We start from the raw sequence: 16,145 nt of genomic DNA on the forward strand, positions 1-16,145 counted from the left end.
TCTGGATTTATAAGCGATAACTGCGGTCGTGCGCATACAGCCGCTGCGGCCAGTCGATGTGTTTGCCCACGGCGAGCACCTTGAACAATTCCCCCATCTCGGCCGGCGAGATCAGTTTTTGCACGGCATTGGCTTGCGGCAGGTATTGTGCACTCTGTTCCGGCGGCGTGCGCAGCAACAGATCGCCGATGCCTGCGCTGAGCAGGAAAGCCGCCTGGCTGGCATAGCCGAGCACCTCAAGACCGCCTTCCGCGGCAGCGCGCGCCATGGCCGTGAAATCGACATGCGCGGTGACGTCCTGCAAACCCGGCAAATAAAAGGGTTCGGCATGCGCATGGTGGCGGTAATGGCACATCAGCGTGCCTTGGCCACGCTCGGGGAAGTAATATTCCGACGCCGGAAAACCGTAATCGATCAGCAGCGCGGCGCCTTTTCCGTGCTGCAACATCGCCGCCAGCGATTGCATGAAGCCGACGGCGATCGGATGCACTTCAGTCAGGTAACCGGCCGGCAAACTGTCGGCCTCGGGAATCTGCGCCGTCAACCCGGCGTCGCAAGGCCGGTCGGCATGGATGAAAGCGCCGACATCGTCGAGCGCGACGCCGCGCTCCAGCCAGCCGTGCTCACCGCGCACGACCAGTTGCACCGGCATGGCGTCAAGCACTTCGTTGCCGATCACCACTCCGGAAAACGTTGTCGGCAAGCTGTCGAGCCAGCTTACCTGCGGAAAATCGCGCAGCTTCTCCTGTTGCCTTGCGCGCAACTGTGCGGAAATCTCGACGATGTAATAGTGTTGCGGCAACTTTCCTGCCGCGCGCAGTTCGCTCAGGATGTCGAAAGCCAGTTTGCCGGTGCCGGCGCCGAATTCCATGATGGCGGCATCGGTCTGCGCGAACAATTCTGTCGCCAGATGCGCCAAGGTGGCGCCGAAAAGCGGCGAAATTTCCGGCGCGGTTGTAAAATCACCGTCTTTGCCCAATTTTGCCGCGCCGCCGCTGTAATAGCCCAAGCCGGGCGCGTACAACACCAGCTCCATGTAGCGTGCAAATGAAATCCAGCCGCCGTTGCGCCGGATGTCGTCGGCGATCAGAAGCTGGAGGGAACGGGAAGCGGCAAGCGCGTCGGCGGATGGTTCGGGTAGTTGCAATTGCATGATGGGGCGTATTGTATTTGAATCCGCCGCCTTCTTTCCCGATTACCCGCAAATGCCGCCGCAAGCGCAGCATCCGCAACGCTCCATGATGAAATGAATGCCATGATTCCGTCTCGACAACAAGTTGCTCTCGTCACCGGCGCCGCAAGGCGCATCGGCCGCACGATTGCGCTCGCGCTGGCGCGCGACGGCTGGGACGTCGCGGTGCATTACGGCCAGTCGAAAGACGAGGCGCAGGCGGTCGTCGCCGAGATCGCGGCGCTCGGCCGCCGCGCCGTCGCGCTGCAATGCGATCTGGCCGACGAAGCCGCCGTGCGCAAACTGGTGCGGCAAGCCGGGCAACTCGGACCGATCGCCTGCGTGATCAACAACGCCTCGCTGTTCCGCCAGGACCAGGCCGACAGCTTTTCGATGGCGTCGCTGGACGCTCACATGCGCGCCAATGTCGGCGCACCGGTATTGCTGGCCCAAGCCTTGTACGACGCCACGCCCGCAGGCAGACAAGCGGTAGTGGTCAACCTGCTCGACCAGAAGCTGTACAATCCCAATCCCGATTTCCTGTCCTACACGTTGTCCAAGGCCGCGCTGCAAAGCGCCACCACCTTGCTGGCCCAGGCGCTGGCGCCACGCGTGCGCGTGGTCGGCGTGGCGCCCGGCATCACCATGGCGTCGGGCGACCAGAGCCAGGCCGACTTCGATAAAGCCCATCGCGTGACGCCGCTGGGCAAGAGCAGTACGCCGGACGACGTCGCCGCTGCGATCTGCTTTGTTGCGACTGCGCCGGCGATCACCGGTACGACGATCCTGGTCGACGGCGGCCAGCACCTGATTCCGTTGCAGCGCGATGTGATGTTTCTCGCGAAGTAAGCGTTTCCTTTCACTCTTTTTTATGCGGACTCCATGTTCTCCCTTTCCCATCCCGAATTAAACGATTGCCGCCGCCTGTTCCTGCGCAACTATGAAGTGCTGATCAACATCGGCGTGCATGAATTCGAGAAGAAGGGGGAACAGCGTATCCTGATCAACGTCGACCTGTTCATTCCGCTGGCGATGTCGACGCCTGAAAAAGACCAATTGCAGGAAGTGGTCGATTACGACTTCATCCGCAGCACCATCGCCAGGCGCATGGCGCAGGGCCACATCCATTTGCAGGAAACCTTGTGCGACGACGTCGTCAAGGCCATGCTGGCGCATCCCAAGGTGCGCGCCGTGCGGGTTTCCACAGAGAAACCCGATGTCTATCCGGATTGCGATTCGGTCGGCGTGGAAGTGTTCCGCGTCAAAGAAGCGCTCTGATTACTTATTTGCAGGACCACACAATGAACGATCTGCTTGAACATGCCCGCCTGGCCGAAGGCGAACAATCCGCCGCGCCGGCAACCGCGCCTTCGGTGAAGCAAGCCGAAAAAATCGCCTACGAAAACAACAAGCTGCACAAGCGCCTGTGCCGCCTGACGGGCCAGGCCATCGGCGACTACAACATGATCGAAGACGGCGACAAGGTCATGGTTTGCCTGTCCGGCGGCAAGGACAGCTACGCCCTGCTCGACATCCTGCTGACGCTGCGCGAGCGCGCGCCTATCCATTTCGACATCATTGCCGTCAACCTGGACCAGAAACAGCCGAATTTCCCGGCCGACGTACTGCCGGCTTACCTGGAAAAACTGGGCGTGGCGTATTACATCGAGAATCAGGATACCTACAGCATCGTCAAGCGCGTAGTGCCGGAAGGCAAGACCACCTGCGCACTTTGCTCGCGTTTGCGCCGCGGCATTTTATACCGCGTTGCAACAGAACTCGGCGCCACAAAAATTGCCCTGGGGCATCATCGCGACGATATCCTCGAAACCTTCTTCCTCAACATGTTCTTCGGCGGCAAACTCAAGGGCATGCCGCCCAAGCTGCAGTCCGACGACGGCAAGCAGATCGTCATCCGTCCGCTGGCCTACGTGAAGGAGGCCGACCTCACGCGCTACGCCGAAGTCAAGGAATTTCCCATCATTCCATGCGACTTATGCGGCAGCCAGGAAAACCTGCAACGCAAGCAGATCAAGGGCTTGATGCGCGAATGGGAGAAAAAATTCCCGGGCCGCGTCGACAATATTTTCGCTGCCTTGTCGACCGTTGCGCCGTCGCATCTGATGGACCGCAAGCTGTTCGATTTCGCCAATCTGAAGGCGACCGGCGAAGCTGATGCCAATGGCGACATCGCCTTCGACGAAGAGCCTTGCTCGACCGGCAACTCGCATGTCATTTCGCTACATCTGGACACTTGAGCTGCTACGGAAGAAGTCCGCCTGTCGGAAGCGCTTGTAAATTAAATTTACAAAGCCCGATATTTGCACGGATTAGATACCAAATACCCTCCTGATCATCGCTTGAAGCCATGCAGCATCATGATTTAATTTGCTCGTCGGATACGTAATTTCCGGTAAAGCCGGAAATTCGCTCCGGACGACGATATCAATCAAATCAAGAAAGTCGCGACAGCCGCAGGGGGCATCAAAAAAGGAAGCGGGTGATCCACCCCTTCCGCCACCGTGATGGATTCCATCCACGCCTCTGCCCATGCCGACACTGTTTATTTCGTGCATGAGGAAGTTTGATGGCAGCACAATTCTGGCGCGACAAGCGCGTTTTCATCACCGGCCATACCGGCTTCAAAGGTAGTTGGCTGACCTTATGGCTGCACCGTTGGGGAGCCAGGGTGTACGGCTATTCCTTGCCGGCGCCGACCAATCCGAGCCTGTTCCATCTGGCGCGGCTCCAGAATTGCGTGCAAACCGTGACCGGCGACATACGCGACCTGAAACACCTGAGCGAATCCATGGCGGCGGTCCAGCCCGACGTGGTCTTCCATCTGGCGGCGCAACCGCTGGTGCGCGACTCCTATTCCGCGCCGATCGATACCTTTGCCACCAACGTCATGGGCACCGCCCATGTGCTGGAAGCCGTGCGCCATACCAGCAGCGTGCGCTCGGTGATCGTTGTGACCAGCGACAAATGCTATGAAAACCGCGAATGGCTGTGGGGTTACCGCGAAGACGACCCGATGGGCGGCCACGATCCCTACAGCAGCAGCAAGGGCGCGGCGGAACTGGTCACCTCGGCGTATCGCCGCTCCTATTTCCATCAGGACGCGGATACCCAGGCCGCCGTTGCCAGCGTGCGCGCCGGAAACGTCATCGGCGGCGGCGATTTCGCCAACGATCGCCTGATTCCCGACTTCATCCGCGCCCTGGAGAAGGAAGAACCGGTCAGCATCCGCAATCCACACGCCATCCGCCCCTGGCAATTCGTGCTGGAACCGCTGTCGGGCTATCTGCAAGTCGCGCAAAAGCTGTACGAATCCGGTCAGCAATTCGCCGAAGGATGGAATTTCGGCCCGGCCGACACCGACCTGCAGACGGTCAGCCAGTTGTGCGCCACGTTCAACCATTCGCTGCAAAAGAACGACGTGACGCCGGTCGAAGTGCGCCTGGAAAGCCAGGCCGGCGCGCCGCATGAAGCGGCTTTCCTGCGCCTGGACATTTCCAAGGCGCGCCAGCGCCTGGACTGGATCCCCAAACTGGAGTTGTACACCGCGCTGGAGCTGACGGCGCAGTGGTATAGCGGCTATATCAACAATGAAGACTTGCGCACCCTGAGCGAAACCCAGATTGAGTTCTACCAGAATCTGACATAATTCCAACCTTATGTCACCGAGGCAAGAATCAGCATGAACATTTTGGTTACAGGCGGCGCGGGTTATATCGGTTCACATACCTGCGTCGAGCTGCTCAATGCGGGACACCGGGTTGTGGTATTCGACAATTTCTGCAACAGCTTCCCCGAAGCGGTGCGGCGCGTCGAAACAATCACCGGCAAGTCGCTGGCGCTGGTGGAAGGCGATATCCGCGACCGCGCGGCGATTGAACAGGCGCTGCGCCAATATCAATGCGAAGCCGTGATCCACTTCGCCGGCCTGAAAGCCGTCGGCGAGTCGGTCGCCAAACCGTTGGAGTACTACGACAACAACGTCGTCGGCACGATCCGCCTGCTGGAAGCCATGCAGGCGACCGGGGTCAAAACGATCGTGTTCAGCTCGTCGGCGACGGTGTATGGCATGCCGCAATTCCTGCCTTATCGTGAAGACCACCCGCTTTCAGCCACTAATCCGTATGGCCGCGGCAAGATCATGGTCGAAGAGATTCTGCGCGACTTTCATGTGGCTCAGCCGGATTCGCGCATTGCACTACTGCGCTACTTCAATCCGGTCGGCGCACACGAAAGCGGTCTGATCGGCGAAGACCCGCAAGGCGTACCGAATAATCTGATGCCTTTCGTCACCCAGGTGGCGATCGGGAAACGCGACAGACTCAATATCTGGGGCGGCGACTACGAGACGCCGGACGGCACCGGCGTGCGCGACTATATCCACGTGACCGATCTCGCGATCGGCCACGTCAAGGCTTTGGAATATCTGCAAAAACCGCAATGCTTTGCCGTCAACCTCGGCAGCGGCCAAGGCCATAGCGTGTTTGATGTCGTCAAGGCATTCGAGCAGACGAGCGGCAAGAATATTCCCTACAAGATCGAGCCGCGCCGGCCCGGCGACCTGCCCGCCTACTATGCCGACGTGACGCTGGCCAAATCCGTCCTCGATTGGGAAGCGACCCGCTCCCTGAAGACGATGTGCGCCGATAGCTGGCGTTGGCAGATGAACAATCCCAACGGTTTTCGTGCGTAATCGCCGGGAATACTGGAACAGATCATGATTTTTATCACCGGCGGCGCCGGCTTCATCGGCAGCAATTTCATCCTAGACTATCTGTCGGCTCATAATGAACATGTCCTGAACATCGACAAACTGACTTATGCCGGCAACCCGTTTAACCTGAGCAGCCTGGATAACGACGCGCGCTATCATTTCGTCCAGGCCGATATCGCTGATCGGGAAACAATCGCGGCGCTGTTTGCGCAACACCGGCCGCGCGCCATTCTCCATTTTGCCGCGGAAAGCCACGTCGACCGCTCCATCCATAGCCCCGGCGAATTCATTCACACCAACGTCAACGGCAGCTTCACCCTGCTGGAAGTCGCGCGCCATTACTGGTGCGACCTGCCTCCAGTGGAAAAGGAAAGCTTCCGTTTCCTGCATGTCTCGACCGACGAGGTCTACGGCACCTTGGGACCGAGCGATCCGCCATTCAGCGAAACCACGCCCTATGCGCCCAACAGCCCCTACTCGGCATCCAAGGCGGCATCCGACCATCTGGTGCGGGCCTATCATCACACCTACGGGCTGCCGACGCTGACCACCAATTGCTCCAACAACTACGGCCCTTACCACTTCCCTGAGAAGTTGATCCCGCTGGTCATCCTCAATGCGCTCGACGGCAAGCCGCTACCGATCTACGGCGATGGCCGGCAGATCCGCGACTGGCTGTTCGTCAGCGACCATTGCACGGCAATCCGCGAGGTGCTTGCGCGCGGGACGCCGGGTGAAACCTACAATATCGGCGGCTGGAACGAGAAAACCAATCTCGAAGTCGTGCACACCTTATGCGACATCCTCGACCGCCTGAAACCCAAAACCGCCGGCAGTTACCGTGACCAGATCGCCTTCGTGCAAGATCGCCCTGGCCATGACCGCCGCTATGCCATCGATGCGCGCAAGCTGGAACGCGAACTGGGCTGGAAACCGGCCGAGACATTCGAAAGCGGCATCGCCAAAACCGTGCGCTGGTATCTGGACAATCCGCAATGGGTGCTCAACGTCCGTTCCGGCGGCTACCTGAAGTGGCTGGAGCTTCAATACGGCAGGAAGGAAAATACATGATCTCAGCAGACCGCAGCTTGCCCGAGCGCAAAGGCATCATCCTGGCCGGAGGTTCCGGAACCCGCCTTTATCCGGCCACGACGGTGATCTCCAAGCAATTGATGCCGATCTACGACAAGCCGATGGTGTATTACCCGCTGACCAGCCTGATGCTGGCCGGCATCCGCGACATCCTGATCATCTCCACGCCGCAGGACACGCCGCGTTTTGCCGAACTGCTGGGCGACGGCCATCAATGGGGACTCAATCTGAGCTATGCGGCGCAACCGTCGCCGGACGGCCTGGCGCAGGCCTTCATCATCGGCCGGCAATTCATCGATGATGCGCCATCTGCGCTGATCCTGGGCGACAACATTTTTTATGGGCGCGAGTTCGAAACCCAATTGCGCACCGCCTCGGCGACGCCGGACGGCGCCACCATCTTTGCCTATCATGTCAACGACCCTGAACGTTACGGCGTAGTCGAATTCGACAAGAACCGCCGCGCCGTCAGCATTGTCGAAAAACCGGCCACGCCAAAATCGAGTTACGCCGTCACGGGACTGTATTTCTACGACAAGCAGGTCTGCGATATTGCCGAGGATATCAAACCGTCGGCACGCGGCGAATTGGAAATCACCGATGTCAACAACATCTATCTGCAACGCAACCAGTTGCAGGTCGAACTCATGGGACGCGGCATCGCCTGGCTGGATACCGGCACGCATGAATCCCTGCTGGAAGCGGGCCAGTTCATCGCCACCATCGAAAAACGCCAGGGACTCAAAGTGGCCTGCCCTGAAGAGATTGCCTATCGTCGCGGTTATATTGACGCAGCACAGTTGGAAAATCTGGCGGCCCCGCTAAAGAAAAACGCTTACGGCCAATATCTGTTGCGCCTGCTGACAGACATGAGCTATTAATCAGGTCCGACACTATCCATGCATATTATTCCTACCGCCATTCCCGATGTCCTGATCGTCGAACCCAAAGTATTCGGTGACGAGCGCGGTTTCTTTTTCGAAAGTTTCAATGCACGCCGCTTTACCGAGCTTACCGGCATCGCGGTCAACTTTGTGCAAGACAACCATTCGCGCTCGAGCCGCCATGTATTGCGCGGTTTGCATTATCAGATACAGCATCCGCAAGGCAAACTGGTGCGCGTCGTGGCCGGCGAAGTGCTGGATGTCGCCGTCGACATCCGCAAGCACTCTCCGACATTCGGCCAATGGACCAGCACCGTGCTGTCGGCCGAGAACAAGCGTCAGCTCTGGATTCCGGAAGGCTTCGCGCATGGCTTTCTCGTGCGCAGCGACTACGCTGAATTTCTTTACAAAACCACCGATTACTGGATGGCGGAACACGAACGCTGCATTGCCTGGAACGATCCCGCCATCGGCATCGATTGGAGTATCGATGCAGCGCCGATCTTGTCGGCCAAGGACGCCAACGGCAAATTGCTGGCCGAGGCTGAGGTATTCGCATGAAGATATTGCTGACCGGACAGAGCGGCCAGATCGGCCACGAACTGGCGATAAGCTTGCAAGGTCTGGGTGAAATCGTTTCATTTTCAAGACAGCAGATGGACCTCGCAGACCTGGATCAGGTCCGTGACGTCATCCGAGCAACACGCCCCGACCTGATCATCAATCCGGCGGCCTACACCGCCGTGGTCAAGGCGGAAAGCGAACCTGAACTGGCCATGCGCATCAATGGCGAAGCGCCGGGCGTCATCGCCGAAGAAGCACAACGTCTCGGCGCGCCGCTGGTGCACTACTCGACCGATTACGTATTCGACGGGTCGCAGGAACAGCCCTACGCCGAGTCCGCCCCGACGCACCCGATCAATGTCTACGGCCAAAGCAAATGCGCAGGCGAAGAAGCCATTGCACGCCATTGCGAAGCGTATTGGATATTGCGCACCAGTTGGGTCTACAGTGTCGGCGGCGGCAACTTCCTGAAGACCGTGATTCGCCTTGCGCAAGAACAGGAAAAATTCACCATCGTCGGCGACCAGTTCGGCGCGCCGACGTGGTCCAGAACCATCGGCGACGTGACGCGCCGCCTGCTGCTCAATGGCGGCTCGCAGATTGCCCCGGACCATGTGCGCCGGACCAGCGGCATTTACCATCTCACCGCCGCCGGCGCGACCTCCTGGCACGGTTACGCCTCCTTCATTGTCGATCGCTTGCAGGCGCTGAACGTGCCGCTCAAGGTCGGCGGAAACGCGATGATTACGCCCGTGCCGTCCAGCACCTATCCGGTTCCGCCTCACCGCCCCAAAAGCTCGCGGCTGGCGGGAGAAAAGCTGGCATCGACATTCGGCGTGTCGATGCCGCAATGGCAAACCGATGTGGCCGCCTGTCTGGAAGAAATCGTGCGCGAATATGGCCTGGCGGAAGGACTCCGGCTGCCTTGAGCGGAATGCGCATGCCTGCGAAAATATCCATCGTCGCAGGCATGCGATGAATATCAGTTGCTGGGAACGTACAATTTCTGATCGTCCTGCGTGATCAGATTCAACTGTCCCATGAACTGTTCATAATTGTCGCCGCCGCACACCGCGCGCAAATAACGCAGCAACAGATAACTGCCGAGACGCTCGGCGCAAAACGCCCACGCGCGCGACTGATAGGCTTCGCGTTTGACCTGGTAGCGCTGCACGCAGGCCCAGGCCACCGCCTCGATGTCGGCGATACTCTTGAGCCAGAAATCTGCAGGGAAGACGCCCAGTTCGACGCCGCCCATGAAAAATACGCGCTCGTCGAAAAAGCGCTCGACTTCATCGCTGTGGAGGACGCCAAGTTCAACCGCCGCCGCCGTGAAACGCAGCATGTCTTCTATATGGTGCGCACGGCCATAGTGTTTCAGATAACCGGCGCTTTGCCCGTCTACGACGAAACCGCAGGTCTTGCCGATCAGAAGATCGCTCGAACCCGGGTCCAGCATGCTGTCGAAGCTCTGGCGCTCCAGCTCCTTGTTCGACACCACGTCCATCATCCAGTTGTCTTGCGCCGGCACGCCGCTGATGCGTTCACGCGAAATGAACTTCCGGTACATGCAAACGCCGATGCGTTTGACGTTCGGATGATGCTTGAGGATGTAATTGCGCAAGGCGAAGTTGCCCACCATGCCGCCGACAATAGGATGGTAAGGCACCCATTGCGGCGCCAACTCGCGTAAATTCAGCCGCCCCTCCGCCTGCGATTCGCCGAGATAAATCGGCGTCACAAAGTCGGGAAACCGGATCGGCAGTTCAACGTGTGTGATGCATCCGTACACCAGCTCGGCGTCGCGTCCGCCAATAGCCGCTTGAGACGTCGCCGCTGCCTGCGTCGGCGGCTGCCGGCTGTACGCCAGAATACTGTTTCTCAGTTCCAGGAACCGGTCGATATAGGATATGTCGCCGGTAACAAGATAGTCTCGCTTCAGGGCATCCAGTTGCGGCAGTTTGTCCTGGTAGGCAAGCGAGGCAAGATCGGCGAGCGGCAGCGCTGCATGATCGAAGACCGCGATGCGCAGTTGCTGGTCCAGCGCCAGCACCAGTGAAGCGATGCGCTCCGTCAGCAAGACCTTCATGGCCGTCGCCGCCCCGGCAGATGACGCATTGAGCCGTTCGGCGAGCGCACTGTCGCCGGATTCGGCAAGCTCAAACACCTTTTCGGTCAGATCGAACCAGGTCTTCCAGAACACCGGTTTCGCCAGGACATAACCGGTCCATGCCGTTGTCCGGAAATCGGTGACGAATTCCCGCAAATCGAGAGACAACCCCAGCGCATCCAGATAGTCCTGAGCAAGCTGCTGCAAGCCGGGATGATGAAACTCACCCTCCTCGAACACATTCAGAAAACACGCCGCGTCGCGCGCATGCGGAAAAAAAAGATAGGCGTCGTTGCCCGGATTCTGCGCCACGAACTGCGCAATCCGTTCCGGCCCCATTCCGGTCTGCGCACCGAAACCTTCCGAAAAAAAACCGTAGAGCGCTTCATCGTCGACCGCTTCGTCCATGAAATAAGCACGAATGGCGGCATAGTCGCCCCAATCCTCGCGACCGCCCGGCGGCAACGCCATGAAACCGGCCTCGACAATGCGGGAAGTCTGATAGAGATGGATATTCATAAATCGTGCTTTTGCATCAACGAGTTCATCGGCAGCGGAGAAATAGTTACCATACCTGCAATCGCGGCACGGCGATGACAAAGCGGCCGCCCCATTGACGGATCGCCGCCAGTTGCGTTTCGACCTCGGCTTTCAGGTTCCAGGGCAGGATCAGAACATACTCAGGTTTTGCTTCCAGCAGCGCCGCCGGCGAAACGATGGGGACATGGCTGCCCGGCATGTACTTGCCCTGCTTGGATGCGGCGGCATCGGCCACCAGGGGCAGCAGGTCGGCATGCACGCCGGAATAATTCAGCAAGGTATTGCCTTTGGCGGCGGCGCCATACGCCATCACCTTCTTGCCCAGGCGTTTCTGCTCCAGCAGGAATTGCAACAAATCCAGCTTGATGGCTTCGGCCCTGGCCTGAAACCCCTGATAAGTGGCAATCGTCTCCAGTCCGAATTGCAGTTCCTGCTGCCTGACTCGCTCCAGCGCCTGGGTAGGCTGGTGGCCAGCGTGCTGATGGCAGGCATAAATACGCAGGCTGCCGCCGTGCGTACTCAACTGATCGACATCATAGACGCGCAACCCCAACGTGCGCATCATGCGATCGACACTACCCAAGGCCAGATAGGAAAAGTGTTCGTGATAAATGGTGTCGAACTGGCTTTGCTCGATCAGATTCAACACATGCGGAAACTCGATTGTGATGGTGCCTTCATCGGCCAGCAGCACCGCCATGCCGCCGAGGAAATCATTGATATCCGGCACATGCGCAAGCACGTTGTTGGCGGCGATCAAGTCGGCCTTGCCGTCGCGCGCCGCGATTTCCTGCGCCAGTTTCACACCGAAGAATGCTTCAACGATGGGAATCCCTTTGGCGCGCGCCGCGTCGGCGGTGCTGGTGGTCGGTTCAATGCCCAGGCAGGGGATGCCGCGTTGCTGCACATACTGCAAAAGGTAACCGTCGTTGGCGGCGATCTCGACCACCTTCGAGCCTTGGTCCAGCTTGAGGCGCGCCACGATCATGTCGACATAGTCGGCGGCATGCTTGAGCCAGGTGGTCGAGGTCGATGAGAAATAGGCGTAATCGGATTCGAACAATTGGTCGTAGTGCGCATAGTCCTGTGTCTGCACCAGCCAGCACGAACGGCAGACCATCACGCGCAGCGGATAGTAAGTCTCCGGCCGCGTCAGGTCTTCCTGGCGCAGGTATGCGTTGGACGGCGGCGAAAAACCGAGGTCGATAAAGGTATCGTGCAACTCGGTCTGGCAATGACGGCATTTCATATTGTTATCCCGGAAAAATCGGCGGTCAGCAAAGGATGCTGCAGATCGCGCGCGGACAAATGTTGCGGCGGCAGAGGCCACGCAATGGCGACGCGAGGATCGTCGTAGCGCAGGGCGCCTTCGGCAGCCGGCGCATAGGGCGCGGTGTGCAGGTAGAGCATCTGTACGTCATCGGTCAGCGCCTGGAAACCGTGGGCGCATCCTTCTGGAATGAGCAAGGCAAGGTCGTCGCCGGCCTCCAGCTCAAAGCCGCGCCAGGCCAGAAAAGTCGGCGAGCCGCGACGCAGATCCACCACCACGTCGAAGATCTTGCCGGCCAGGCAGCGAATGATCTTTTTTTCCGCATGCGGCGCATGCTGGAAATGCATGCCGCGCACGCTGCCGCGCTGCACGGTGTGCGAATGATTGATTTGCCGGATAGTCGCGCCTTGCAGCGCATCGGCCAGGTCGGTGTCGCAGAACCAGCGGGCAAAACCGCCGCGCTCGTCGCGCCGGCGGTCGGTCTCGACCAGCAGCACGCCCGGCAAGTCGGAAGCTAGCGTCCTCATGTCGTCGGACTCAGGCCCATTTTTTCCATTGCGCCGCGCCGTTGTCCCACAACTGGTTGAGCTGGATCTTGTCGCGCAGGGTGTCCATGCACTTCCAGAAGCCGTGGTGCTGCCAATTCAGCAGCATGCCGTCGCGGGCGATATTTTCCAGCGGGGCACGCTCGAAAATGGTGGCTTCGCCGTCTTGCAGGTAGTCGAATACACCGGCGCGGCACACCATGAAACCGCCATTGATCCAGCCGAGGTCGCCCGGCGGCTTCTCGCGAAAATCGTTGATGTAACCATTTTCGTCCGTATTGACCATGCCGAACCGCGCCTCCGGCTGCACGGTCGTCATGGTGACCAGCGCCTTGTGCCGCTCATGGTGCGCAACCAGCGCCTTGATATCGACATCGGCGACGCCATCGCCATAGGTCAGCATGAAATCCTCGTCGCGCAGGTAGTCGCGCGCCGCCAGCAAGCGGCCGCCGGTCTGGGTGTGCAGGCCGGTTTCCAGCAAGGTGACCTTCCAGGGTTCGGATTTGTTGCGATGCACTTCGACCTTGTTGTCGACCAGGTCGATGGTGACATCGCCCTGGTGCAGGAAATAATTGGCGAAGTATTCCTTGATCAGGTAACCCTTGTAGCCGAGCAGGATCACAAATTCGTTGAAGCCGAAATGCGAATAGCTTTTCATGATGTGCCACAGAATGGGCTTGCCGCCGATTTCGACCATCGGCTTGGGGCGCACATCGGTTTCCTCACCCAGACGCGTTCCCAGACCACCTGCAAGAATGACGACTTTCACTTTCTGCTCCCCGAACTGAACCGGCACCCGAGATTCCGCTTGAAGAGCCGGATCGGCGCTGCCATGAAACTACCGTTAGATATGCTTTATCGCGGTTATGTTACCTGTTTTGCCTGGACGACATCCCTTGGACTGGATGGTTTATCGCTTTCAATTTGCCTTTTTGGCACCACCCAAAGGATAAAACAGGCTGCCAATGAGGCGATTTATCGGGATTTTTGCCGCCATCTTTGAATTTAGGGCAAAAAATAGACTGCTATACTGGGTTCGCCGGCCCGGAACTGGCAATCTGCCAGCCCGGCAGCGATTCCCATCGTCGGCCGTGCCTCCCCCGCGAGCGTCCACAGAACACATGAGCACCACATGAGACAAGATTTGTTTGCCCGGCTGAATTCCCCCTATTACATCTACAGTCCACCGTTTCCGGCCACTTCCGGCGGCGGGAAAGCCCTGCACTATCTTTGCCATGCCCTCAACCTGGCGGGAGAAGAAGCCTATGTCACCGACGCCAGCATCGACACCTTGCGCGCCCCCCGCCTGACCCAGGAAATCATCAACGCGCACATCCAGATCGGACGCCAGCCGATCGTGATCTACCCCGAGGTCATCAGCGGCAATCCGATGAGCGCCCCCCATGTCGTGCGCTATCTGCTCAATCTGCCGGGCGCACTCAACCAGGAACCGCTGGACTGGGGCAAAGACGACCTGATCTACGCCCATCGTGAAGAACTGATCCCGCCGGGCATGACAGCGCCTTTGCTTGCCACGCCTCTGGTCAACGATCAGATCTTTCATCCCGGCGCACAGAATCAGCCTCGCCGGGGAACGCTGGTGTGGATCAATCGTTACCTGAATAAAGGCGGAACGCTGGATCCGCTGACACGCGATGCGACCGAAATATCCCTGCGCGTACCGCAACGATCCGCCGAGGAACTGGCCGCGCTGTTCCGTCAGAGCGAGTTGCTGTATACCTACGAACCGTCCACCACCTGTTACGAAGCGCTTCTGTGCGGCTGCCCGGTGGTCTACCTGCCGAATCCGGTCTCGCTGGCCAACCCGATGTTCGGCCTGGGCTACCTGAATGCGGCGGGCTCCGCCTGGGGGCCTTCCACGGAACAACTCGCCCACGCCAGAGCAACGGTGCATCAGGCGCCGGAAATATATCGCCAGCGCAGCAGCGCCTTCTGGCAACAGCTCGACGATTTCATCCATGCCACGCAGCAATCTGTGCATGACAAGACCATGTCGACGCGAACCTCCCAGGCGCAAACGCCGGCTTCCGCCTTGCCTCGGACGACCGCTCCGGCGGCGGCAATGCCATCCCGCATCCCGGGGCTGCTTGCCACGCCCGTGGGCCAATCGCCTCAAGCGAAGCGCAAAAAGCGCCTCCTCGTGTATTCGGCGGAGTCGACCTGGAGCCCCTGTCCGCAAATCCGCCTGATCCGCCCCTTCGCGCACCTGCAAGAGGATTGGGAACTCGTCTGGGGCATCCAGAACGGCAAATTGCAGACGGACCCGATCGATGGCGCCGACCTGATCGTCCTGCACCGCTTCACACCGGGCCTGATGCCGATCAGTTCACTCCAGGCGATTTTCGACCTTGGAAAACCGGTCATCTACGAATCGGACGATCTGCTCAACGAGATCCCGCACGACCACCCCGAGGCAGCATCCGGCGCCAGTTGGAAAGAAGGGATCGAGTACACCGTCAGGCGCGCCAAGGGAGTTGTGGTGTCAACGCAATTCCTGGCGGAAAAATATCGCCAGCTCAATCCGAATGTCCACGTCCTGCCCAACTACATCGACTACGACATCTTTTACCGTCCGGTGCCGCAGAGGCGCGACGACAAGATCACCATCGGTTTGCTCGGATCATCGATCCAGCCGTCGAATTTCGCGCTGGTGGACCAGGCCCTGCGTACGCTGGTCGAACGCTACGGCAAGCGCCTGCATATCTATTTTGTCGGCTGGGTATGCCCGAAAGGCTGGGAACACCACCCGCAAACCACCTTCCTCAGCTTCGTTCACGAATACGTCAACTACGCCGAGCAACTTCGGAACTGGAACTGGGATATCGCCCTGATTCCATTGGCGTCGGACGAATACAATCAGTGCAAGAGCTATATCAAGTGGCTGGATTATTCGGCAGCCGGCATCGCCTCGATCTTCAGCGATGTCTCGGTGTATAACGAAGTCGTGACGCACGACAGCACCGGACTGCTCATGCCGAACTCGGATCAGGCCTGGCTGCAAGCCATCACCTTGCTGATCGAATCGCCTGAAAAGCGCCATGCGCTGGCAAGCGCCGGACAGCAGGCAATCAAAGCCGGCTACGATCTACGGGAAAAATCCGCGCTATATAACGACGTCTATGGCAAGCTGGCCTCATGAGCGCTTGAGCACTGACGAATAAAGGAAGCGCAGCGTCGATGGTCATCAATGCGGCGATTTATCGATGTTTTCGCCAC

The 16,145-nt window shown here is 59.1% G+C and carries 16 protein-coding genes; 10 read left to right on the top strand and 6 right to left on the bottom strand.

Going from position 1 to position 16,145, the window contains the following annotated elements:
• Positions 1-7 precede the first annotated feature (7 nt).
• Entirely contained in the window at positions 8-1,153 is a 1,146-nt protein-coding gene (locus RV1423_RS10765; RefSeq protein WP_034296344.1) for a class I SAM-dependent methyltransferase, read from the bottom strand.
• 93 nt (positions 1,154-1,246) lie between these two features.
• Here RV1423_RS10765 and RV1423_RS10770 point away from each other — a divergent pair, with 93 nt between their 5' ends.
• Genes RV1423_RS10770 through ttcA form a run of 3 tightly spaced genes read left to right on the top strand, consistent with a single transcriptional unit; the run spans position 1,247 to position 3,429 of the window.
• Positions 1,247-2,020 carry an SDR family oxidoreductase gene (locus RV1423_RS10770; protein WP_155835079.1) on the top strand — a complete coding sequence of 258 codons (774 nt, stop codon included), beginning with the start codon at positions 1,247-1,249 and terminating at the stop codon, positions 2,018-2,020.
• A 33-nt stretch (positions 2,021-2,053) separates the two neighbouring features.
• The gene (locus tag RV1423_RS10775) at positions 2,054-2,449 is read left to right on the top strand and encodes a dihydroneopterin aldolase (RefSeq protein ID WP_034296349.1); all 396 of its coding nucleotides are present in this window, start codon (positions 2,054-2,056) and stop codon (positions 2,447-2,449) included.
• Between the two features lie 23 nt (positions 2,450-2,472).
• Positions 2,473-3,429, top strand: a complete 957-nt coding sequence (gene ttcA / locus RV1423_RS10780; RefSeq protein WP_034296352.1) for a tRNA 2-thiocytidine(32) synthetase TtcA — start codon at positions 2,473-2,475, stop codon at positions 3,427-3,429.
• A gap of 72 nt (positions 3,430-3,501) precedes the next feature.
• Here the strand turns inward: ttcA and RV1423_RS29795 are convergent, their stop codons facing one another.
• Positions 3,502-3,747: a hypothetical protein gene (locus tag RV1423_RS29795; RefSeq protein ID WP_155835080.1), complete on the bottom strand. Its 246-nt coding sequence runs from the start codon at positions 3,745-3,747 to the stop codon at positions 3,502-3,504.
• 11 nt (positions 3,748-3,758) lie between these two features.
• On the opposite strand from RV1423_RS29795, the gene rfbG reads away from it, so the two are divergent.
• Genes rfbG through rfbD form a run of 6 tightly spaced genes read left to right on the top strand, consistent with a single transcriptional unit; the run spans position 3,759 to position 9,372 of the window.
• Entirely contained in the window at positions 3,759-4,838 is a 1,080-nt protein-coding gene (rfbG, locus tag RV1423_RS10785; protein ID WP_034296355.1) for a CDP-glucose 4,6-dehydratase, read from the top strand.
• A gap of 33 nt (positions 4,839-4,871) precedes the next feature.
• On the top strand, positions 4,872-5,882 hold the full coding sequence (gene galE / locus RV1423_RS10790) for a UDP-glucose 4-epimerase GalE (RefSeq protein ID WP_034296357.1): 1,011 nt from the start codon (positions 4,872-4,874) through the stop codon (positions 5,880-5,882).
• A gap of 24 nt (positions 5,883-5,906) precedes the next feature.
• Entirely contained in the window at positions 5,907-6,974 is a 1,068-nt protein-coding gene (rfbB, locus tag RV1423_RS10795) for a dTDP-glucose 4,6-dehydratase (protein ID WP_034296359.1), read from the top strand.
• Positions 6,971-7,876, top strand: coding sequence for a glucose-1-phosphate thymidylyltransferase RfbA (rfbA, locus tag RV1423_RS10800; protein WP_034296361.1), 906 nt, complete (start codon positions 6,971-6,973; stop codon positions 7,874-7,876). The genes rfbB and rfbA overlap by 4 nt, the downstream gene beginning before the upstream one ends.
• A gap of 18 nt (positions 7,877-7,894) precedes the next feature.
• Positions 7,895-8,440 (top strand): dTDP-4-dehydrorhamnose 3,5-epimerase, encoded by a 546-nt coding sequence (gene rfbC, locus RV1423_RS10805; RefSeq protein WP_034296363.1) that lies wholly within the window; start codon positions 7,895-7,897, stop codon positions 8,438-8,440.
• Positions 8,437-9,372 (top strand): dTDP-4-dehydrorhamnose reductase, encoded by a 936-nt coding sequence (gene rfbD / locus RV1423_RS10810; RefSeq protein ID WP_034296365.1) that lies wholly within the window; start codon positions 8,437-8,439, stop codon positions 9,370-9,372. Before rfbC ends, rfbD begins: the two co-directional genes overlap by 4 nt.
• Positions 9,373-9,425: 53 nt before the next feature.
• On the opposite strand, the gene RV1423_RS10815 is transcribed toward rfbD, so the two are convergent.
• Genes RV1423_RS10815 through rfbF form a run of 4 tightly spaced genes read right to left on the bottom strand, consistent with a single transcriptional unit; the run spans position 9,426 to position 13,677 of the window.
• On the bottom strand, positions 9,426-11,072 hold the full coding sequence (locus RV1423_RS10815; RefSeq protein ID WP_034296367.1) for a hypothetical protein: 1,647 nt from the start codon (positions 11,070-11,072) through the stop codon (positions 9,426-9,428).
• A gap of 46 nt (positions 11,073-11,118) precedes the next feature.
• The gene (locus RV1423_RS10820; protein ID WP_034296369.1) at positions 11,119-12,342 is read right to left on the bottom strand and encodes a class I SAM-dependent methyltransferase; all 1,224 of its coding nucleotides are present in this window, start codon (positions 12,340-12,342) and stop codon (positions 11,119-11,121) included.
• Positions 12,339-12,890, bottom strand: a complete 552-nt coding sequence (locus tag RV1423_RS10825; RefSeq protein ID WP_034296371.1) for a dTDP-4-dehydrorhamnose 3,5-epimerase family protein — start codon at positions 12,888-12,890, stop codon at positions 12,339-12,341. Before RV1423_RS10825 ends, RV1423_RS10820 begins: the two co-directional genes overlap by 4 nt.
• 10 nt (positions 12,891-12,900) lie before the next feature.
• On the bottom strand, positions 12,901-13,677 hold the full coding sequence (gene rfbF, locus RV1423_RS10830; protein WP_034296497.1) for a glucose-1-phosphate cytidylyltransferase: 777 nt from the start codon (positions 13,675-13,677) through the stop codon (positions 12,901-12,903).
• Positions 13,678-14,040: 363 nt separating this feature from the next.
• Here rfbF and RV1423_RS28510 point away from each other — a divergent pair, with 363 nt between their 5' ends.
• Positions 14,041-16,068, top strand: a complete 2,028-nt coding sequence (locus RV1423_RS28510) for a glycosyltransferase (protein ID WP_231502182.1) — start codon at positions 14,041-14,043, stop codon at positions 16,066-16,068.
• Positions 16,069-16,145: the final 77 nt, after the last annotated feature.

Origin of the sequence: Herbaspirillum sp. RV1423 (genome assembly GCF_000577615.1) — a bacterium.
Classification (GTDB): Bacteria; Pseudomonadota; Gammaproteobacteria; order Burkholderiales; family Burkholderiaceae_D; genus Herbaspirillum.

Excerpts from the sequence above, each read along its gene's own strand:
- RV1423_RS10765 (WP_034296344.1), bottom strand. The coding sequence starts at position 1,153 with ATGCAATTGCAACTACCCGAACCATCCGCCGACGCGCTTGCCGCTTCC.
- RV1423_RS10770 (WP_155835079.1), top strand. The coding sequence starts at position 1,247 with ATGAATGCCATGATTCCGTCTCGACAACAAGTTGCTCTCGTCACCGGC.
- RV1423_RS10775 (WP_034296349.1), top strand. The coding sequence starts at position 2,054 with ATGTTCTCCCTTTCCCATCCCGAATTAAACGATTGCCGCCGCCTGTTC.
- ttcA (WP_034296352.1), top strand. The coding sequence starts at position 2,473 with ATGAACGATCTGCTTGAACATGCCCGCCTGGCCGAAGGCGAACAATCC.
- RV1423_RS29795 (WP_155835080.1), bottom strand. The coding sequence starts at position 3,747 with ATGCACGAAATAAACAGTGTCGGCATGGGCAGAGGCGTGGATGGAATC.
- rfbG (WP_034296355.1), top strand. The coding sequence starts at position 3,759 with ATGGCAGCACAATTCTGGCGCGACAAGCGCGTTTTCATCACCGGCCAT.
- galE (WP_034296357.1), top strand. The coding sequence starts at position 4,872 with ATGAACATTTTGGTTACAGGCGGCGCGGGTTATATCGGTTCACATACC.
- rfbB (WP_034296359.1), top strand. The coding sequence starts at position 5,907 with ATGATTTTTATCACCGGCGGCGCCGGCTTCATCGGCAGCAATTTCATC.
- rfbA (WP_034296361.1), top strand. The coding sequence starts at position 6,971 with ATGATCTCAGCAGACCGCAGCTTGCCCGAGCGCAAAGGCATCATCCTG.
- rfbC (WP_034296363.1), top strand. The coding sequence starts at position 7,895 with ATGCATATTATTCCTACCGCCATTCCCGATGTCCTGATCGTCGAACCC.
- rfbD (WP_034296365.1), top strand. The coding sequence starts at position 8,437 with ATGAAGATATTGCTGACCGGACAGAGCGGCCAGATCGGCCACGAACTG.
- RV1423_RS10815 (WP_034296367.1), bottom strand. The coding sequence starts at position 11,072 with ATGAATATCCATCTCTATCAGACTTCCCGCATTGTCGAGGCCGGTTTC.
- RV1423_RS10820 (WP_034296369.1), bottom strand. The coding sequence starts at position 12,342 with ATGAAATGCCGTCATTGCCAGACCGAGTTGCACGATACCTTTATCGAC.
- RV1423_RS10825 (WP_034296371.1), bottom strand. The coding sequence starts at position 12,890 with ATGAGGACGCTAGCTTCCGACTTGCCGGGCGTGCTGCTGGTCGAGACC.
- RV1423_RS28510 (WP_231502182.1), top strand. The coding sequence starts at position 14,041 with ATGAGACAAGATTTGTTTGCCCGGCTGAATTCCCCCTATTACATCTAC.